Origin of the sequence: Dyella solisilvae, assembly GCF_003351225.1 — a bacterium.
GTDB classification, from domain to species: Bacteria; Pseudomonadota; Gammaproteobacteria; order Xanthomonadales; family Rhodanobacteraceae; genus Dyella; species Dyella solisilvae.
Genome location: NZ_QQSY01000003.1, coordinates 502651 through 519028 on the forward strand (window position 1 = coordinate 502651; position 16378 = coordinate 519028).

A 16378-nucleotide genomic window follows, 5' to 3' on the forward strand; every position below is an offset into this window, starting at 1 on the left:
CATGGGGAGAGGGCAGGGGTGAAGGCGGGTCCCCGCGACGACTCCCATGACGAACGACCTCCACGCCGCCGCCAGGCGCTGCCTCGATGCCACCGATCCGGCGGAGAAGCTGCGCCTCACCCACGCCACGTGGCAGGCCTTTCTCGCGGGCGAACTTCGCGCGGATGCCGAGTCGCCGGCGCCCGAGCCCATCAGTGCGCCCGGCCGCCCGGGCAAGCCGCAACTGGTGCCACAGCGCCAGGTGCCGCATCGTGGACTGGGCACGCCGGACGGACGCGCCGCGTTGGTGCACGCCGTGGCGCACATCGAGTTCAACGCGATCAATCTCGCCTGGGATGCGGTGTACCGCTTCCGCGGCATGCCGCCGGACTACTACCGCGACTGGGCGAGCTGCGCCCACGACGAGGCCCGCCACTTCGCCATGCTCAGCGAGCGTCTGGCGGAGCTTGGCCACGCCTACGGCGACTTCGATGCGCACAACGGCCTGTGGGAGATGGCCGAGAAAACCGCGCACCACGACACCGCGCGCATGGCGCTGGTGCCGCGCGTGCTCGAGGCGCGCGGCCTGGACGTGACGCCCGGCATGATCGAGCGGCTGCTGTCGGTGGGCGATGAGCGCACCGTCGCCGTCCTCGAAGTGATCCTGCGCGAGGAGGTGGCCCATGTGGCCGCCGGCACGCGCTGGTTCCGCCACTGCTGCGAGCGTGACGGGATCGATCCGCGTGAGACCTTCCTCGATCTGTTGCGCGACTACATGGGCCGCAACCTGCGCGGTCCGTTCAATCGACCCGCGAGACTGCAGGCGGGCTTCGACGTGGAAGAACTTGACCGGCTGACCGAGCTGGCGCTGCAAGCCTGATTCCATTGCATGGCCACCACCTGGCCATCATCTTCCCGCGCGTAGGCTGGGCCGTCTTCTAGCGAGGAGGCCTGACCATGAAGTCACTGCCGGGAAAGCTCGTGTGGGTGGAGCACGCCAGCCCAGATCCCGCCGAGGCCAGCCGGTTCTATGGAGCGTTGTTTGGTTGGGAGGTGTCGCTGATGGATATCGGCGGCGAGACCTACCAGGTCATCATGAACGCCGGGCTGGGCATGGGTGGTTATCGCCATGCGCAGCAGGGTGAGCCATGCAACTGGGGCATCTACCTGAGTGTCGCCGACGTCGACCAAAGCTTCGCGCAGGCGTTGGTGGGCGGAGCCTCGCCATGCATGGAGCCGCGAGACTTTCCGCCCGTGGGGCGCGGCGCCACGCTGCTGGATCCAGTCGGCGCGATGTTTTCGATCTGGCGCGGCAACGCCGACGACGCCCCGGACGCCAGCGTGCCGACGGGCCACTGGTGCTGGCACGAACTGCACGCCACGGATGACGACAGGGCGCTGCAGTTCTACGAAACCTTGTTCGGACTGAGCCACGACTCGATGCCGGCGGGCGAGGGCTCCTACTACATCCTCAAGGATGGTGAAGTCGGCCGCGGTGGACTGATCCGCAATCCCGGCGGCGCAGGGCCGTCGCTGTGGTTGTCGTATGTGCTGGTGACCGATGTGGATGCCAGCGCGCGCAAGGCCGAGTCGCTCGGGGCGGAGATCTCCTCTCCGCCGGAAGATATTCCGGGGATCGGCCGCTACGCGACCGTGCGCGATCCGCAGGGCGGCCTGTTTGCGCTGTTCCTTCCCGAGCGCCAGTGACCACCATCCCGCACATCGGGCAATAAAAAAGCCGGCGCTAGGCCGGCTTCTTCATCGAATTTTGGTCGGGGTGACATGATTCGAACATGCGACTTCTACGTCCCGAACGTAGCGCTCTACCAGGCTGAGCTACACCCCGTGGGAGCCGCGTATCTTAATGACCTCCGGCCACCTTGGCAACAGGTGTGTGACAATTTTTCTGCCGTGAGATGCGCGGGCGGACACATCGCCCCGTTTGCGAAGGTCCCGGCGCAGGCTTCTGCTAATCTATAGGGCTTGGTCGGGCCTACCGCCAGCTGGCGGAGACCTGACGAATTTCTTACCGCTTAAGCAGAGGATTTCATGGCGCTTACCCCGGCCCGCACCATGCCAGGCGTGCTCGAGCTGTTGCCGCTCGACCAGATCGCGTTCCAGCGCATGCTCGACGTGATCCGCCGCAACTATGAGCGCTTTGGATTCCTGCCGGTCGAGACGCCGGTCATCGAATTCTCCGACGTGCTGTTGACCAAGACCGGCGGCGAGACCGAGCGCCAGGTGTATTTCGTGCAGTCCACCGGCGCGCTGGAGCAGGGCGAGAAGCCGGACCTGGCGCTGCGCTTTGACCTCACGGTGCCGCTGGCCCGCTACGTGGCCGAACACGAGCACGACCTGTCGTTCCCGTTCCGCCGCTACCAGATGCAGCGCGTCTACCGTGGCGAGCGCGCCCAGCGCGGCCGCTTCCGCGAGTTCTACCAGTGCGACATCGACGTCATCGGCAAGGACAACCTGTCGGTGCGCTATGACGCCGAGCTGCCCGCGGTGATCTACAGCGTGTTCCGCGAGCTGGACATCGGCCCCTTCACCATCCAGCTCAACAACCGCAAGCTGATGCGCGGCTTCTTCGAGAGCCTGGGCGTGGCCGACAGCGAGCAGCAGACCCTGGTGCTGCGCGAGGTGGACAAGCTGGACAAGCGCGGCGCCGACTATGTGCGCGACACGCTCACTGGCGAGCAGTTCGGCCTGAGCATCGAGACGGCGCAGAAAATCCTCGATTTCGTGCAGGTGCGCTCCACTTCGCTGCAGGACGCGTTCGACAAGCTCGATGCGCTTGGCGCCGGCCCGGAAGCGATGGAGCAGGGCCGCGCCGAGCTGAAGGAAGTGCTGGGCCTGATCCGCGACTTCGGCGTGCCCGAGACGCATTTCGTGCTCAACCTCTCGATTGCGCGCGGTCTCGACTACTACACCGGCACGGTCTACGAGACCACGCTGAACGACCATCCGCAGATCGGCTCGATCTGCTCGGGCGGCCGCTATGAAAACCTGGCCAGCCAGTACACCAAGTCCAAGCTGCCGGGCGTGGGCATTTCGATTGGCCTGACCCGCCTGTACTGGCAGCTGCGCGACGCCGGCCTGATCGCCACCGGGCAGAGCACGGTCGACGTGCTGGTCACGCAGATGGACGAGAAGCAGTTGCCTGCCTATCTCGCGCTGGCCAGCGAGCTGCGCGGCGCCGGCATCGCCACCGAAGTGGTGCTGGAAGGCGGCAAGCTTGGCAAGCAGTTCAAGTACGCCGACCGCGCGGGCATTCGCTTCGTGATCGTGCTGGGCGAGGACGAACTCGCCAAGGGCGTGGTCACCGTCAAGGATCTGCGCCGCGAGGACCAGTTCGAAGTGCAGCGCTCCGAACTGATCAAGGCGCTGCGGGTCGAACTGGCGCAGGCTGAAGTCGGCCGCTGAGCGCCGACTTCCTCCGATGCATCGCCGCGTCCCCACCGCGGCCTTATACAACCTGATCAGAGGCCCGTCCGGGCTGGAGCCAAGCATGACTGCAAAGACGATACTCCTGGACGGCAACAGCCTCACCCGCGAGCAGCTGGTGGCCGTGGCGCGCCAGGGCCTGCGCGTGGAGCTCGACGAGACGCAACTGCATCGCGTGCAGCGTGCCGCTGATTTTCTCGCCGAGAAAGTGAGCTGCGGCGAGCCGACCTATGGCGTCACCACCGGTTTCGGCAGCAACGCCGACAAGCTGCTGGGCGCGCATCGACTGCGCGACGAGCTGCCGGGAGGCAACCCGGGCAAGCCGGAAGGCACGCTGCTGGAAGAGCTGCAGCACAACCTGATCACCACGCATGCCGTGTGCGTGGGCAAGCCGTTCGCGACCGACGTGGTGCGCGCGATGCTGGTGATCCGCATCAACACCCTGATGCGCGGACATTCGGGCATTCGCGTCGAGACTTTGAAGGCGCTGACGGCGATGCTCAACGCTGACGTCGTGCCGGTGGTGCCTGAGAAGGGTTCGGTCGGCGCCAGTGGCGACCTTGCGCCGCTGTCGCACCTGGCCATCGTGCTGCTGGGTGGCGGCGAGGCGTTCTACCAGGGCGAGCGTCTGGCGGGCGCCGAGGCGCTCAAGCGCGCCGGGCTGACGCCGATCCGTCTGTCGTTCAAGGAAGGCCTGGCGCTCAACAACGGCACTGCGCAGATGCTCGCCACCGCGACGCTGGCGCTGGACGATCTCGAGAACCTGCTCGACGTGGCCGATCTCGCCGCCGCAATGACGCTCGACGCCTTCGCCGGCCGCAGCGGCGCGCTGCGCCCTGAGGTGCACGCGCTGCGCCCGCATCCGGGGCAGGTCGCGACCGCCGAGCACGTGCGTGTGCTGCTCGATGGCAGCACGCTGGTGGACATCCCCTATCACCTCGTGCCGCGCTTCAAGCAGTGGTCGGCCGAGGCGTGGGCGGATCCGGCCGACCAGGCGCTCACCTTCGACATCGGCTGGGACTGGGTGCCGGCCAATCAGCGCCACGGCCGCGAGGCCTTCTATGCGCGCTTCCTGCCGTTCAAGGGCGGCAAGAAGCACCAGCCGCAGGATGCCTACTGCCTGCGCTGCATGCCGCAGGTGCACGGCGCGGTGCGCGATGCGTGGGCGCAAGCCTGCCGCGTGATCGACATCGAGCTCAATGCAGTCACCGACAATCCGCTGATCTTCCCGGATGCCGAGAACGCGCAGTTCATCGAGGAACAGGTGATCTCGGCGGGCCATTTCCATGGCATGCCGCTGGCGTTGGCGATGAGTTACGTGAAGGCGGCGATTCCGGTGCTCGCCTCGATCTCCGAGCGTCGCCTCAACAAGCTGGTCGACCCGGCCACCAACGACGGCCTGCCGGCCTTCCTCACCGGCAACGAGGACGGCACCGACTCGGGCTTCATGATCGTGCAGTACACCGCCGCAGCCCTGGTCAACGACCTGGCCACGCGTGCGCATCCGGCCAGCGTGTACTCGGTGCCGACCAGCGCGAACGCGGAAGACCACGTGTCGATGGGCGCGAACGAAGCGCGTCATGTGCTGGAGATGATGGAAGACCTCGGCCACGTGATCGCGCTGGAGCTCTACACCGCCGCGCAGGCGCTGGACTTCCGCCAGACCATGCTCAACGCGGCCCGTCGCCTGGCGGCGCGCGGCGATTGGCAGACGCTGGCTGGCAAGGTGGCCAACGCACCGCGCGAAGGTCATCCGCACTACGCGCAATTTGCCGAGGAAGTGCGGGAGCTCACCTCGGCGCTGGCGAACGTGGGTGATTTCCACGCGGGCGCCGTCGTGCGCAAGGCGCATGACACGTTGCGCGAGCACATCAGTTTTATGTCGCGCGATCGCGCGATGGATGGGGATGTGCGCAAGGTGTGTGAGTTGGTGCGGCAGCGGGCGTTTGAGGCCTGATTTGGGTTTGCTCTCGCAGGGCGGGGTGGTGCGGTAGGGCCTCAACGGACGGGCCTTGCTCTTCATTCCGCTCAGGCGTTGATAAGGATCACCTCCTCAGTCCTGTTTGTCATCCCGGCGAAGTCAGAGCGAAGGGTGGAGCGTGGAGAAAGCCCGCAGGGCGGGTCCGAAGAACATCCTTGCCTCGCGCTCACACGGCCGTCATCCCAGCGAAGGCTGGGATCCAGTGACTTTGGCTCTTGGTTCTGTGCATGGCGTTCCCGCCAGCGTGCCGCCTACGCGGCGGGCGTTTCGATCGTCTGCCGACGCTCGAGTCACTTTTCTTTTGCTGGCCCAAAAGAAAAGTAACCACCGAGATGGTGGCAATGCCCAAAGAAAACGGCCTTAAAGGCTCGTAGCGATATGTGGGATACGAGCGCTGCGGAGTGGGGCCAGCCGGATCGGTGACGTGCTACCTCAGGGACAGTGGCTACCCCGCAACGCGCCACGCGCAGAGGGGGCGCAGCGCTGCGTCGCATACAAGCCCGGATGACTGCGGCAGGCCGAATTCGTCGCGTGCCACCTCACGGACAGCGGCTACACCGCGGGGCGTCGTCGTACTGAGGACTTAAGGCAGTCAGAGTTGCCGGGAGTCGTCTCGCGGCTTGCTTGCCAAGGGGCGATCGAAAGCGCGCGTAGCCTGTGCTCAGTCAACTTTCTGTTGGAAGTGGGAGATCCTTCGAAGCTTCTCGTCGGAGCGCGACCTGTGCGCGACTCATGGCCGCCGCAGTTGCCGGCCAAGCTGCCGCGCCGCCCAGCCCAGCCAGAGCAGTATCAGCACGATCAGCAGCTTCTGCATGAGGCCTTGCGGCAGTCCCCTCGCCAGTGCCAGCGACCACATCTGCACGAAGGCCAGCCACGCCAGCAGCAGGCCGCCGAAACCTCCTTCGCGCATGAGCGGATCACGTTGCCAGCGCGACGACAGCAGCAACATGCCCATCGCCAGGCAGAGGAAGGTGGTTTGCGCCGCCAGGCTGTGGATCAGTGCGGCCAGTGCTTCCCGTGGCGTGCCCTGGTAGAGCACGGTGATCGCCACCAGTGGCAGCGCCATGGCGGCGATAGCGAATAGCGCGCTGGCCAGGCCGCTACGCAGCGGCGGCGATGTGGCGCCATAGCTGGCCCATGCGAGGCCCGCCAGCGCCGTGGCCATGAGGTAGTAGGCGGCGCGCAACCACCCGCCGCCGGGGCCTCTCAGGTAGGCGCTGAGTGGCATGGCGATCGGGTCGAGGTCGCTGCGTGTCCATTGCAGCGTCAGCGCGGTAACGGCGAAATAGGCGATCGCCGCCAGCAGCAGGGCAATGGGGAGTCGCGTGGGCCATCCGGGGTTGGCGTAAGGCAAGCGGGGCTCTCCGTCGGGCGGTTACTCGGCGGCGGGCGCCGGCGCGTGGTGGTGATCGCGCAGCGGATGTTCCGGCATGAGCATGATCGCCAGCAGCGCGCACGCCACGATGCACGTGCCGACCAGGAAGGTGGTGGCGATCGCGTGCCGGTACATCATCAGCACGGCGTCCTGGATATGCGGCGCCATGGCGTGGGCCGGCGATACCTGGCCTTCGCCCGCCATCGCCACGCTTGGCGCCTGGCCGCCGTTGAGGCGGCGGAGTTGCCACCCGAGGATGGCGCCCGAGCCCGCCACGCCGATCAAGCCGCCCAGCGAGCGGAAGAAAGCCAGCGTGGCGGTGCCCACGCCCCGATGGAACGGGGGCAGGGCGTTTTGTACTGCGATCGTCATGTTAGGCATCACCAGGCCGAGGCCCAGTCCGAGCGATAGCATGGACGGCTCGATCACCAGCAGGCCTTGCGACGTCGCCGCGCTCCAGGCCAGCACGGCAAACGCGAGCGTGGCGATGGTCAGGCCAGTTACCTGCGCCGGCTTGTAGCGGCCCGAGCGCACCAGCAGGCGGCCGTTGAGCAGCGAGGAAAGCGCGATGCCGGCCATCAGCGGGCCGGTGAGCAGGCCAGAGCGCGAGGGGCTCACGCCCATCACCAGCTGGAAGAACAGCGGAAAGAACAGGCTGGCGCCCAGCAGGCCCATGAAGGTCAGGGCCAGCACCGTGCACGCGATCACGAACAGTTTGTTGTGGAACAGCTCCAGCGGCAGCACCGGCTCGGGCTCATGTTTGACGTGCCGCACGAACAGCGTGCCGGTGACGATCGCACAGGCGGCGAAGCCGGCGATCGGCAGGGAATCCCACGGCCATGACGAGCCGCCAAGGGTGAGCACCAGTAGCAGCGACACCGTCGCCGCGGTCATCAGCAGCGAACCGAGATAATCGATGCGGCGCTGGTGCAGGGGCGTGTACTGGCGCAACGAGCGGCCGATCAACACCATAGCCACCGCGCCGATCGGCAGGTTGACGTAGAAGATCCAGTGCCAGGACAGCAGGTCGGTGATGAGGCCGCCGAGGATCGGTCCCACCACGCTGCAGATGGCGAAGATCGCCGCGATCACGCCCTGCCGGCGACCGCGCTGGGTGGGCGGCACCATGTCGCCGATGATGATCTGCGCCAACGGCAGCAGGCCGCCTGCGCCGATGCCCTGGATCGCGCGGAACACGATCAGTTGCGACATGTTTTGCGCCGCGCCGCTCAGCGCCGAGCCGAGCAGGAACGTGGCGATGGCGATGTAGACCATCGGCTTGCGGCCGTACTGGTCGCTCAGCTTGCCGTACAGCGGCATGGTGGCGGTGGAGGCGAGCACGTAGGCGGTCACCACCCACGAAAGGTGGGCGATGCCGCCAAGGTCGCTGACGATGCGCGGCAGGGCGGTGGCCACGATGCTCTGGTCGACCGCGCCCAGTGCAAGCACGGTCACCAGACCAATGAAGACGCGGCGGATTTCCTCGGCGGTCGGCTGGATGTGGGGAGCGCCGGCAGCGGCGGTGGCGAGGGGAGTTGTCATGCGTCGAGTTGGTTCAGGGCGTCGATGGCGGCGCGGATCGCGTCGCGCGAGGCGGGTGGGAGTTGGCCGATGGCCTGGGCGAGGCGGTCCGTGCGCTGGCGGCGCATGGATTCCACGACGTGGCGCCCGCGCGCGGTGACCATCAGTCCGACGCGGCGCCGGTCGCCGGAGGCAGGCTCGGTGCGTCGCACCAGGCCGTCGGCTTCCAGCGTCTTGATGTGGCCACTGATGGTGGGGCTGCGCAGCCGTTCCTGTTGCGCAAGCTCGCCCACGCCGATGCCGGGGTGCTCCAGGATCGTCAGCAGCAGCAGCTTGTGCAGCGGTGAGATGGCGTCATCCTCGTTGCCGCGCCGTAGCTGGCGGATCAGCCGGTGCAGCGCCGCGCGCAATTGCTCGGCAAGGACCTGGTTGTCGTCCCCGGGGGAGGTGGAGGGTGTCATGGCGTCGCGAGACCATTAGGTAGGCTACCTATCTAATATATCCGGCGATGCCCCGGGCTGGCGAGTGCCCGGCGAAGGCAGATCGAAAAACGTTCAGCGCCCGCTGTGTCTACAGGCCGAACCAGTCGAGATGCGGTTCGTGCGGCAGGCTTCCGGGGTAGGAGAAGAAGGTGGCTGCCGCCAGGTCGAGCAGGCGTTGGTCGATGTCGTGCAAGTTGAGATCTGCTGCGCGGCTGGCGACCTGTTCGAGCACGTGGCCCAGGGCGAGGGTATAGGCGTCCTGCAGGGCCGCATTGGCGCGGTAGGCTTCGTGCCGGATGCCGGCCGCCAGCGCAATGGCGGCAACCGCCAGTTTGTGCGGACGCGGACCGGGCTTTCCTTCGAACAGCGTCGGTCGCTGCGCCCAAACTTGCGACACCAGATGCTCGGCCAGCTCCCGGGGTTGGCCTTCGAGCACGCCGTATTCGACCTGTCGCGCCAGCAGCAGCTCGATCACAGCCGCGGCCTGGGCGCGGGCGAGCCCGCTGCCTATGTCTCCGAAAAATCCCATGGATTCCCCTCGTGACTGCGATTCGGCGGTGACTTTTCTTGCATCCAGCTTGCGTGGCACGGGGGATTCTCGCAAGAAATCACTGGCTCGGGGAGGCGTAATGCACCGGCCAAAAGCCATACGTCGCCTGAACCGCTGCGACACACCGGCGTCCCGCGGCCGCTTGCTGCACTGCGGGAGATGCCCTATCATGCGCTCCATTGTATTAACGCGTTAGTACATTATGAAGCGTCGATCGATCGATCCCGAGACCCCTGCAGAGTCCGCCGAGCGCAGCCTGTGCGACGCGCTGCTGTCGCTCAAGAACGCCGATGAAATGTCGGCCTTCCTGCACGACCTGTGCACGCCGGCCGAGCTGGAGGTGATGGTCGACCGCTGGCGAGTGGTGCCGTTCCTGCTAGAGGGCGTGTCCTATCGCGAAATCCACGAGCGCACCGCGGTGAGCATCACCACGATTGGACGCGTTGCGCGCTATATCAACCAGGGCAGTGGCGGCTATGTGGCCGCCGCCGCCCGCGCCGCCCGTCGCAAGGCGACCGCAAAGAAGGCAAAAGCATGAAACCGCGCGACAGACTGCGTATCGCGATGCAGAAATCCGGCCGGCTCACCGAGCCGGCGCTCGAACTACTCAACCGCTGTGGCCTGACGTTCCGCCAGAGCCGCGACAAGCTGTTCTGCTTCGGCGAGGGCGAGCCGGTCGATCTGCTGCTGGTGCGCGACGACGACATCCCGGGCCTGATCGCCCAGGGCGTGTGCGACCTGGGCATCGTGGGGCGCAACGTGCTCAACGAGTTCCAGCTCACCGGCGGCCGCGACAGCGCCGAGCTGGCCGAGTTGCGCCCGTTGGGTTTCGGTCGCTGCCGCCTGTCCATCGCCGTGCCGCAGGAGATGGAGTACCGCGAAGCCGGGCAATTGCAGGGGCAGCGCATCGCCACCTCTTATCCCGGCCTGCTTGGCCAGTGGTTGCGCGAGCGTGGCGTCGATGCCGGCGTGGTGACCCTGGCCGGTTCGGTGGAGATCGCCCCGCGCCTGGGCACCGCCGACGCCATCTGCGACCTCGTGCAGAGCGGCGGCACGCTGGTGGCCAACCAGCTGCGCGAGGCCGAGGTGCTGCTGGAGAGCGAGGCCGTGCTCGCCGGTCCGGAGGCGCTGCCCACCGACGAGCGCGGCGACATGATCGACCTGCTGCTCAAGCGCCTTGATGGCGTCATCCAGGTGCGCGAATCCCGCCTGCTGCTGCTGCAGACCTCGCGTCACGCGCTGGACGCGGTGATCCGCCTGTTGCCGGGCGGCCCGCAGCCGACCCTGTTGCCGGTGGCCGGCCAGCCGGACCAGTTGATGCTGCAGGCCCTGTGCGCGGGCGAAGTGAGCTGGCGCCAGCTGGAAGAAATCAAGAAGGCCGGTGCGCGCGAGATGTTCGTGCTGCCGGTCGAGAAGATGCTTGCGTGATGCAGGCGGTAACCGAAGGTAGAACGGCATGAATCGCCTGGACTGGAATGCACTGGATAGCCTGGGACAGCGCGCTGCGCTGGCCCGACCGGCTCAGTCGCGAGCAGAGAGCCTGCGCAGCGGCGTCGAGCAGATCGTCGCCCGCGTGCGCGCCGACGGTGACGCGGCGCTGCGCGAGTTGAGCGCGCGCTACGACCGCTGCGCGCTCGACGCCATCGAAGTGACCGCGCAGGAGCTGCACGACGCCGAGTCCCGTCTCGATCCCGAGCTCAAGGCCGCGATCGACGAGGCCGCTGCACGCATCGAAGCCTTTCATCGCGCAGCGGCGCCGCAGCCGGTGGCGGTGGACACGGCCTCGGGCGTGCGCGTCGAGCGCATGCTGCGTCCGATCCAGCGCGTGGGCCTATATGTGCCGGCGGGCAGTGCGCCGCTGCCTTCCACCGCCCTCATGCTCGGCGTGCCGGCGCGGATCGCCGGTTGCGCGGAAGTGGTGCTGTGTTCGCCGGCTCGCGCCGATGGCCGCTGCGACGATGCGGTGCTGTATACGGCGAAGGTGACCGGGGTGCACCGGGTGTTCAAGCTCGGCGGCGCCCAGGCGATCGCCGCGATGGCGTATGGCACGGAATCGGTGCCCAAATGCGACAAGCTGTTCGGTCCGGGCAATGCCTGGGTGACCGAGGCCAAATTGCAGGTGTCCGCCGACCCGGAGGGCGCCGCGATCGACATGCCGGCCGGCCCTTCCGAAGTGCTGGTGATCGCCGATGAGGACGCCAATCCCGCCTTCGTGGCCGCCGACCTGCTGTCGCAGGCCGAGCATGGTCCGGATTCGCAGGTGATCCTGCTCAGCCCCTCGGCGGCGTTGCTCGACGCGGTCGCGGGGGAAGTGGCGCGGCAATGCGCCGAACTGCCGCGCGCCGATATCGCCGAGCAGGCGCTGTCGCAGAGTCGTCTGATTGCGGTGGCGTCGCTGGCGCAGGCGGTCGAGGTGAGCAACCGCTACGCGCCGGAACACCTGATCGTGCAGGTGGCGGATCCGCGCGCGCTGCTGTCTGGGATCGAAAGCGCGGGCTCGGTGTTCCTCGGTCCGTGGACACCGGAATCGGTGGGTGACTACTGCAGCGGCAGCAACCACGTGCTGCCGACCTACGGCTACGCCCGTAGCTACAGCGGCGTGTCGGTCGCCAGCTTCCAGAAGCAGATCACCGTGCAGGAATTGAGCGCCGACGGCCTGCGCGCCATCGGCCCGTGCACGGCGACGTTGGCGGCCGCCGAGCAGTTGGAAGCGCACCGCCGCGCCGTGGTCTTGCGCCTGGCGGCGCTGGAGGACGCGGCATGAGCGTGCTCGAGCTGGCCCGCCCCGAGATCCGTGCGATGCAGCCGTATTCCTCGGCGCGCATGGAGGCGAGCGGCGGCAAGATCATGTTGAACGCGAACGAGTCGGCCTGGGCCCCGCCGGGCGACAACGCGCTGGGCTGCAATCGTTATCCCGATCCGCAGCCGCAGGCCCTGCTGCAAGCGCTGGCGGCGCTGTACGGCGTGCGCGCCGGGCAGATCCTGGTGGGTCGCGGCAGTGACGAGGCAATCGACCTGCTGGTGCGCGCGTTCTGCCGCGCCGGGCAGGACGCCATCGCGATCCAGCCGCCCACCTTCGGCATGTACGCGGTCTGCGCGCACGTGCAGAACGCCGCTGTGGTGGAAGTGCCGCTGGCCGCGGACTTCACGCTGGATGTCGACGGCGTGCTGGCCGCCGTGACGCCGGCGGTGAAGCTGGTGTTCGTGTGCACGCCGAACAATCCCACCGGCCAGCTGGTGAGCCAGCAGCAGGTGGAGCGTCTGGCGCAGGCACTGGCGGGACGTGCGCTGCTGGTGGTGGATGAGGCGTACATCGAGTTCGCCGACGCCACGAGCATGGCCGGCTTGATCGACCGTTACGACAATCTCGCCGTGCTACGCACCTTGTCCAAGGCCTGGGCATTGGCCGGTGCGCGCATCGGCAGCCTGCTGGCGAACGAAGAGGTCATCAGCCTGCTTCGACGCATCATGGCTCCGTATCCGTTGCCGCGGCCCTGCGTGGCGTTGGCGCTGGAAGCGATGTTGCCCGCCGGGCAGGCCGAGGCATTGGCCCATGTCACGCTGGTGCGAGCCGATCGCGAGCGCATGGCGCGGGCTTTGGCCGCCTTGCCTGGCGTGCGCGAAGTGCTGCCGTCGCAGGCGAACTTCCTGGCCGTCCGTTTCGAAGACGCGGGCGCTGTCTACCAGCGCCTGCTGGGCGCCGGCATCGTGGTGCGCGACGTGCGCCGTTATCCCCAGCTGGGCGATGCCTTGCGCATCACCATTGGCACAGAAGCGGAGAACGAGCGGGTGCTCGCCGTATTGAAGAGTCCGGCCATGGATGGCCGGGGTTTTGCCGATGGATCGGCACTGGGCGAACACGCATGAGCCGCAAGATTCTTTTCATCGACCGCGACGGCTGCCTGATCGAGGAGCCGGAAGATTTCCAGATCGACAGCTACGAGAAGTTCGCCCTGTTGCCCGGCGTGATCGCCGCGCTGCAGCGCTTCGTGGCCGCCGGCTACGAGCTGGTGATGGTCACCAACCAGGACGGCCTGGGTACGTCCAGCTTCCCGGAAGAGCACTTCATCGGGCCGCACGAATTGCTGATGCGCATCCTGTCCTCGCAGGGCATCGGCGTGCGCGAGGTGCTGATCGACCGCAGTTTCCTGCATGAGCGCAAGGACACCCGCAAGCCTGGCGTGGGCATGCTGCACCACTACCTGGCCGACGACAGTTGGAGCCGTGCATCCTCGGCGATGGTCGGCGACCGCGAGACCGACCTGCAGTTCGCCACCAACATGGGCGTGCGCGGCTTGCGCGTGGGACCGCGTGGCCTGAGCTGGGCGGAGATCGCGCATCAGATGCTCGATGCGCCGCGCATGGCCACGATCGAGCGCAACACGCGCGAGACGCGGATTACCGTGAGCGTGAACCTGGACAAGGTGGCCGAGCCGCAGATCCACACCGGGCTAGGCTTCTTTGATCACATGCTGGAGCAGATCGGCAAGCACGGCGGTTTCGCGCTGGCCTTGCGTTGCGACGGCGACACCCACATCGACGAGCACCACACCATCGAAGACTGCGCGCTGGCGCTTGGTCAGGCGTTGCGCCAGGCGCTGGGCGACAAGCGCGGCATCGGCCGCTACGGTTTCACCCTGCCGATGGACGAATCGCACGCCAGCGCCGCACTCGACCTGTCGGGTCGCCCGTACTTCGTGTTCGAGGGCCAGTTTCCGCGTGAGCGCGTGGGCGAGGTGCCTACCGAACTGGTGCCGCATTTCTTCCGTTCGCTGTGCGAAACGCTGGGCGCGAATCTGCACCTGACCGTGCAAGGAGACAATGCGCACCACATGGTGGAGGCCTGCTTCAAGGTGGTGGCGCGTACGTTGCGCCAGGCGATCCGCCGCGAAGGCAGCGAATTGCCGAGCACCAAGGGAGCGCTGTAATGGGCGTGGTGCTGGTCGATGCTGGCGGCACCAATATCGGCTCGGTGCGCTACGCACTACAGCGGCTTGGCGTCGACGCGGCGTTGACCGCGGACGCAGATGCGATTCGCGCCGCCGACAAGGTGATCCTGCCTGGCGTCGGCGCGGCTGCTCCCGGCATGGCGCGACTGCGCGAGCTGGGGCTGGTTGAGCTGATGCGTTCGCTGACCCAGCCGGTGCTCGGCGTCTGCCTGGGCATGCAGTTGCTGTGCGAGCACTCGGAGGAGGGCGACACCGCCTGCCTCGGGCTGATTCCGGCAAGCGTGCGGCGTTTTACCGACCAGCCAAACCTGCGCGTGCCGCACATGGGCTGGAATCGCCTGAAGCCGCGACGCCAGCACGCGCTGCTCAAGGGGCTCAAGGATGGCGACTGGGCGTATTTCGTGCACAGCTATGCCGTGGCCAATGGCGACCACGCGCTGGCCACGACTGATTACGGCGGCGAATTCGCCTGCGTGATTGCGCGCGGCAATTTCCATGGCATGCAGTTCCATCCCGAGCGTTCGGCCAGCGTCGGCGCCCGCCTATTGAAGAACTTCCTCGAACTATGAGCTTCACTGTCATTCCCGCCATCGACCTGCGTGGCGGCCGCGTGGTGCGGCTCAAGCAGGGCGACTACGACCAGCAGACCACCTATGCGTTCGATCCGCGTGCCCTGGCGCGCGACTACGCGGATGCCGGCGCCACGTGGCTGCACCTGGTGGACCTCGACGGCGCGCGTGACGGCGGGCTGGACAACCTCGCGGTGATCCAGTCCATCGCCAGTGATGGCATGCGCGTGCAGGCCGGCGGTGGCGTGCGCGCTGAGGCCGATGTGCAACGGCTGTTTGACGCCGGCGTGTCGCGCGTGGTGCTGGGCAGCCTGGCGATCCGTGAACCCGAGCGCGTGGCCGAGTGGCTTGGCCGCTATGGCGCCGATCGCTTCACGCTGGCGCTCGACACGCTGCAGCGTGGCGGCGCCTGGACCTTGCCCAGCGCCGGCTGGACCGCTACCGAGTCACGCACGCTGGATGAACTAGCGCCGTGGTATGCGGCCCATGGCGCCCAGCATCTGCTGTGCACCGACATCCAGCGCGACGGCATGCTGGCAGGCTTCAACCTGGCGCTGTACCGCTATCTGGCCGAGCTGGCGCCGAGCCTGGCGACCCAGGCCTCCGGTGGTGTGCGTTCGCTCGAGGACATCCGCGATGCGCGCGAGGCCGGCGCCCGCGGCGTGATCCTGGGTCGCGCCCTGCTGGAAGGCCGTTTCACCGTGAAGGAGGCGCTCGCATGTTGAGTCGGCGCCTCATTCCCTGCCTGGACGTACGCGACGGCAAGGTGGTCAAGGGCGTGCGCTTCCGCGACCACGTCGTGATGGGCGAGATCGTGGACCTCGCCTTGCGCTATCGGGACGAAGGCGCGGACGAGCTGGTGTTCTACGACATCACGGCGAGCCCGGAAGGCCGCAGCGTGGACCGTAACTGGGTCGAGCGCGTGGCCCGGGAGATCGACATTCCATTCTGCGTCGCCGGCGGCATCCGCAGCGTCGAAGAGGCACGCGCCGTGCTGCATGCCGGCGCCGACAAGATTTCGGTGAACTCGCCGGCGCTCGAGCGACCCGCGCTGATCGACGAACTGGCGGCGGCCTTCGGTGTGCAATGCGTGGTGGTTGGCGTGGACAGCCTGCGCGACGTCGATGGCGAATGGCGCGTGCGCCAGTACACCGGCGACCCCTCGCGCACCCAGGCCTTGCCGCGACGCACGCTGGACTGGGTGATTGAAGCCCAGCAGCGCGGCGCCGGCGAGATCGTGCTCAACTGCATGGGCAGCGACGGCGTGCGCCAGGGCTACGATCTGGAACAACTGTCGGCGGTTCGGGCCATCTGCAATGTGCCGCTGATCGCCTCGGGCGGCGCCGGCGCGCTGGAGCATTTCCGCGATGCCTTCATCGAGGCGGACGTGGATGGCGCGTTGGCGGCGAGCGTGTTCCACTCCGGCGCGATTGCGATTCCCGCGTTGAAGCGGGAGCTGGCGGGGTGGGGCGTGACGGTGCGGGTGTAAGTAAATGCGCCTGGAGCGGCGCGGCAACACTCCAGAGCG

General features: G+C 67.3%; 16 protein-coding genes and 1 tRNA gene. 12 read left to right on the forward strand and 5 right to left on the reverse strand.

From position 1 onward, the window contains the following. The first annotated feature begins 46 nt into the window (after nucleotides 1-46). Together DVT68_RS14380 and DVT68_RS14385 are read left to right on the forward strand one after the other, a co-directional pair. On the forward strand, nucleotides 47-859 hold the full coding sequence (locus DVT68_RS14380; protein ID WP_114825775.1) for a ferritin-like domain-containing protein: 813 nt from the start codon (nucleotides 47-49) through the stop codon (nucleotides 857-859). 77 nt (nucleotides 860-936) lie between these two features. Beyond that, the gene (locus DVT68_RS14385) at nucleotides 937-1686 is read left to right on the forward strand and encodes a VOC family protein (protein WP_114825776.1); all 750 of its coding nucleotides are present in this window, start codon (nucleotides 937-939) and stop codon (nucleotides 1684-1686) included. Nucleotides 1687-1748: 62 nt separating this feature from the next. Here the strand turns inward: DVT68_RS14385 and DVT68_RS14390 are convergent. Next, a tRNA-Pro gene (locus DVT68_RS14390) sits at nucleotides 1749-1825 on the reverse strand. 203 nt (nucleotides 1826-2028) lie between these two features. Here DVT68_RS14390 and hisS point away from each other — a divergent pair. Continuing rightward, entirely contained in the window at nucleotides 2029-3402 is a 1374-nt protein-coding gene (gene hisS, locus DVT68_RS14395; protein ID WP_114825777.1) for a histidine--tRNA ligase, read from the forward strand. A gap of 85 nt (nucleotides 3403-3487) precedes the next feature. Continuing rightward, nucleotides 3488-5380, forward strand: a complete 1893-nt coding sequence (locus DVT68_RS14400; RefSeq protein WP_114825778.1) for an HAL/PAL/TAL family ammonia-lyase — start codon at nucleotides 3488-3490, stop codon at nucleotides 5378-5380. Nucleotides 5381-6134: 754 nt separating this feature from the next. On the opposite strand, the gene DVT68_RS14405 is transcribed toward DVT68_RS14400, so the two are convergent. From DVT68_RS14405 to DVT68_RS14420, 4 genes are all read right to left on the reverse strand, one after another. Further along, the gene (locus DVT68_RS14405) at nucleotides 6135-6758 is read right to left on the reverse strand and encodes a DUF998 domain-containing protein (protein ID WP_114825779.1); all 624 of its coding nucleotides are present in this window, start codon (nucleotides 6756-6758) and stop codon (nucleotides 6135-6137) included. 21 nt (nucleotides 6759-6779) lie between these two features. Continuing rightward, nucleotides 6780-8321, reverse strand: coding sequence for an MDR family MFS transporter (locus DVT68_RS14410; protein WP_114825780.1), 1542 nt, complete (start codon nucleotides 8319-8321; stop codon nucleotides 6780-6782). Beyond that, a complete protein-coding gene (locus tag DVT68_RS14415; protein ID WP_114825781.1) occupies nucleotides 8318-8761 on the reverse strand; it encodes a MarR family winged helix-turn-helix transcriptional regulator in 444 nt (147 codons plus the stop codon). The genes DVT68_RS14410 and DVT68_RS14415 overlap by 4 nt, the downstream gene beginning before the upstream one ends. A 109-nt stretch (nucleotides 8762-8870) precedes the next feature. Continuing rightward, nucleotides 8871-9311, reverse strand: a complete 441-nt coding sequence (locus DVT68_RS14420; RefSeq protein ID WP_114825782.1) for a hypothetical protein — start codon at nucleotides 9309-9311, stop codon at nucleotides 8871-8873. 223 nt (nucleotides 9312-9534) lie between these two features. Here DVT68_RS14420 and DVT68_RS14425 point away from each other — a divergent pair, with 223 nt between their 5' ends. The 8 genes from DVT68_RS14425 to hisF are packed head-to-tail and all read left to right on the forward strand — an operon-like array spanning nucleotide 9535 to nucleotide 16339. Beyond that, nucleotides 9535-9870 carry a YerC/YecD family TrpR-related protein gene (locus DVT68_RS14425; protein WP_114825783.1) on the forward strand — a complete coding sequence of 112 codons (336 nt, stop codon included), beginning with the start codon at nucleotides 9535-9537 and terminating at the stop codon, nucleotides 9868-9870. Continuing rightward, nucleotides 9867-10760 carry an ATP phosphoribosyltransferase gene (gene hisG, locus DVT68_RS14430; RefSeq protein ID WP_114825784.1) on the forward strand — a complete coding sequence of 298 codons (894 nt, stop codon included), beginning with the start codon at nucleotides 9867-9869 and terminating at the stop codon, nucleotides 10758-10760. The genes DVT68_RS14425 and hisG overlap by 4 nt, the downstream gene beginning before the upstream one ends. Before the next feature lie 28 nt (nucleotides 10761-10788). Next, nucleotides 10789-12096, forward strand: coding sequence for a histidinol dehydrogenase (gene hisD, locus DVT68_RS14435; protein ID WP_114825785.1), 1308 nt, complete (start codon nucleotides 10789-10791; stop codon nucleotides 12094-12096). Next, nucleotides 12093-13199, forward strand: a complete 1107-nt coding sequence (hisC, locus tag DVT68_RS14440; protein WP_114825786.1) for a histidinol-phosphate transaminase — start codon at nucleotides 12093-12095, stop codon at nucleotides 13197-13199. The genes hisD and hisC overlap by 4 nt, the downstream gene beginning before the upstream one ends. Continuing rightward, a complete protein-coding gene (gene hisB, locus DVT68_RS14445; protein WP_114825787.1) occupies nucleotides 13196-14260 on the forward strand; it encodes a bifunctional histidinol-phosphatase/imidazoleglycerol-phosphate dehydratase HisB in 1065 nt (354 codons plus the stop codon). The genes hisC and hisB overlap by 4 nt, the downstream gene beginning before the upstream one ends. Beyond that, complete coding sequence (gene hisH, locus DVT68_RS14450; protein ID WP_114825788.1) at nucleotides 14260-14850, forward strand: imidazole glycerol phosphate synthase subunit HisH; 591 nt, start codon at nucleotides 14260-14262, stop codon at nucleotides 14848-14850. The genes hisB and hisH overlap by 1 nt, the downstream gene beginning before the upstream one ends. Next, on the forward strand, nucleotides 14847-15575 hold the full coding sequence (gene hisA / locus DVT68_RS14455; protein WP_114825789.1) for a 1-(5-phosphoribosyl)-5-[(5-phosphoribosylamino)methylideneamino]imidazole-4-carboxamide isomerase: 729 nt from the start codon (nucleotides 14847-14849) through the stop codon (nucleotides 15573-15575). Before hisH ends, hisA begins: the two co-directional genes overlap by 4 nt. Then, nucleotides 15569-16339, forward strand: a complete 771-nt coding sequence (gene hisF / locus DVT68_RS14460) for an imidazole glycerol phosphate synthase subunit HisF (protein WP_114825790.1) — start codon at nucleotides 15569-15571, stop codon at nucleotides 16337-16339. The genes hisA and hisF overlap by 7 nt, the downstream gene beginning before the upstream one ends. The last annotated feature ends 39 nt before the right edge of the window (nucleotides 16340-16378 follow it).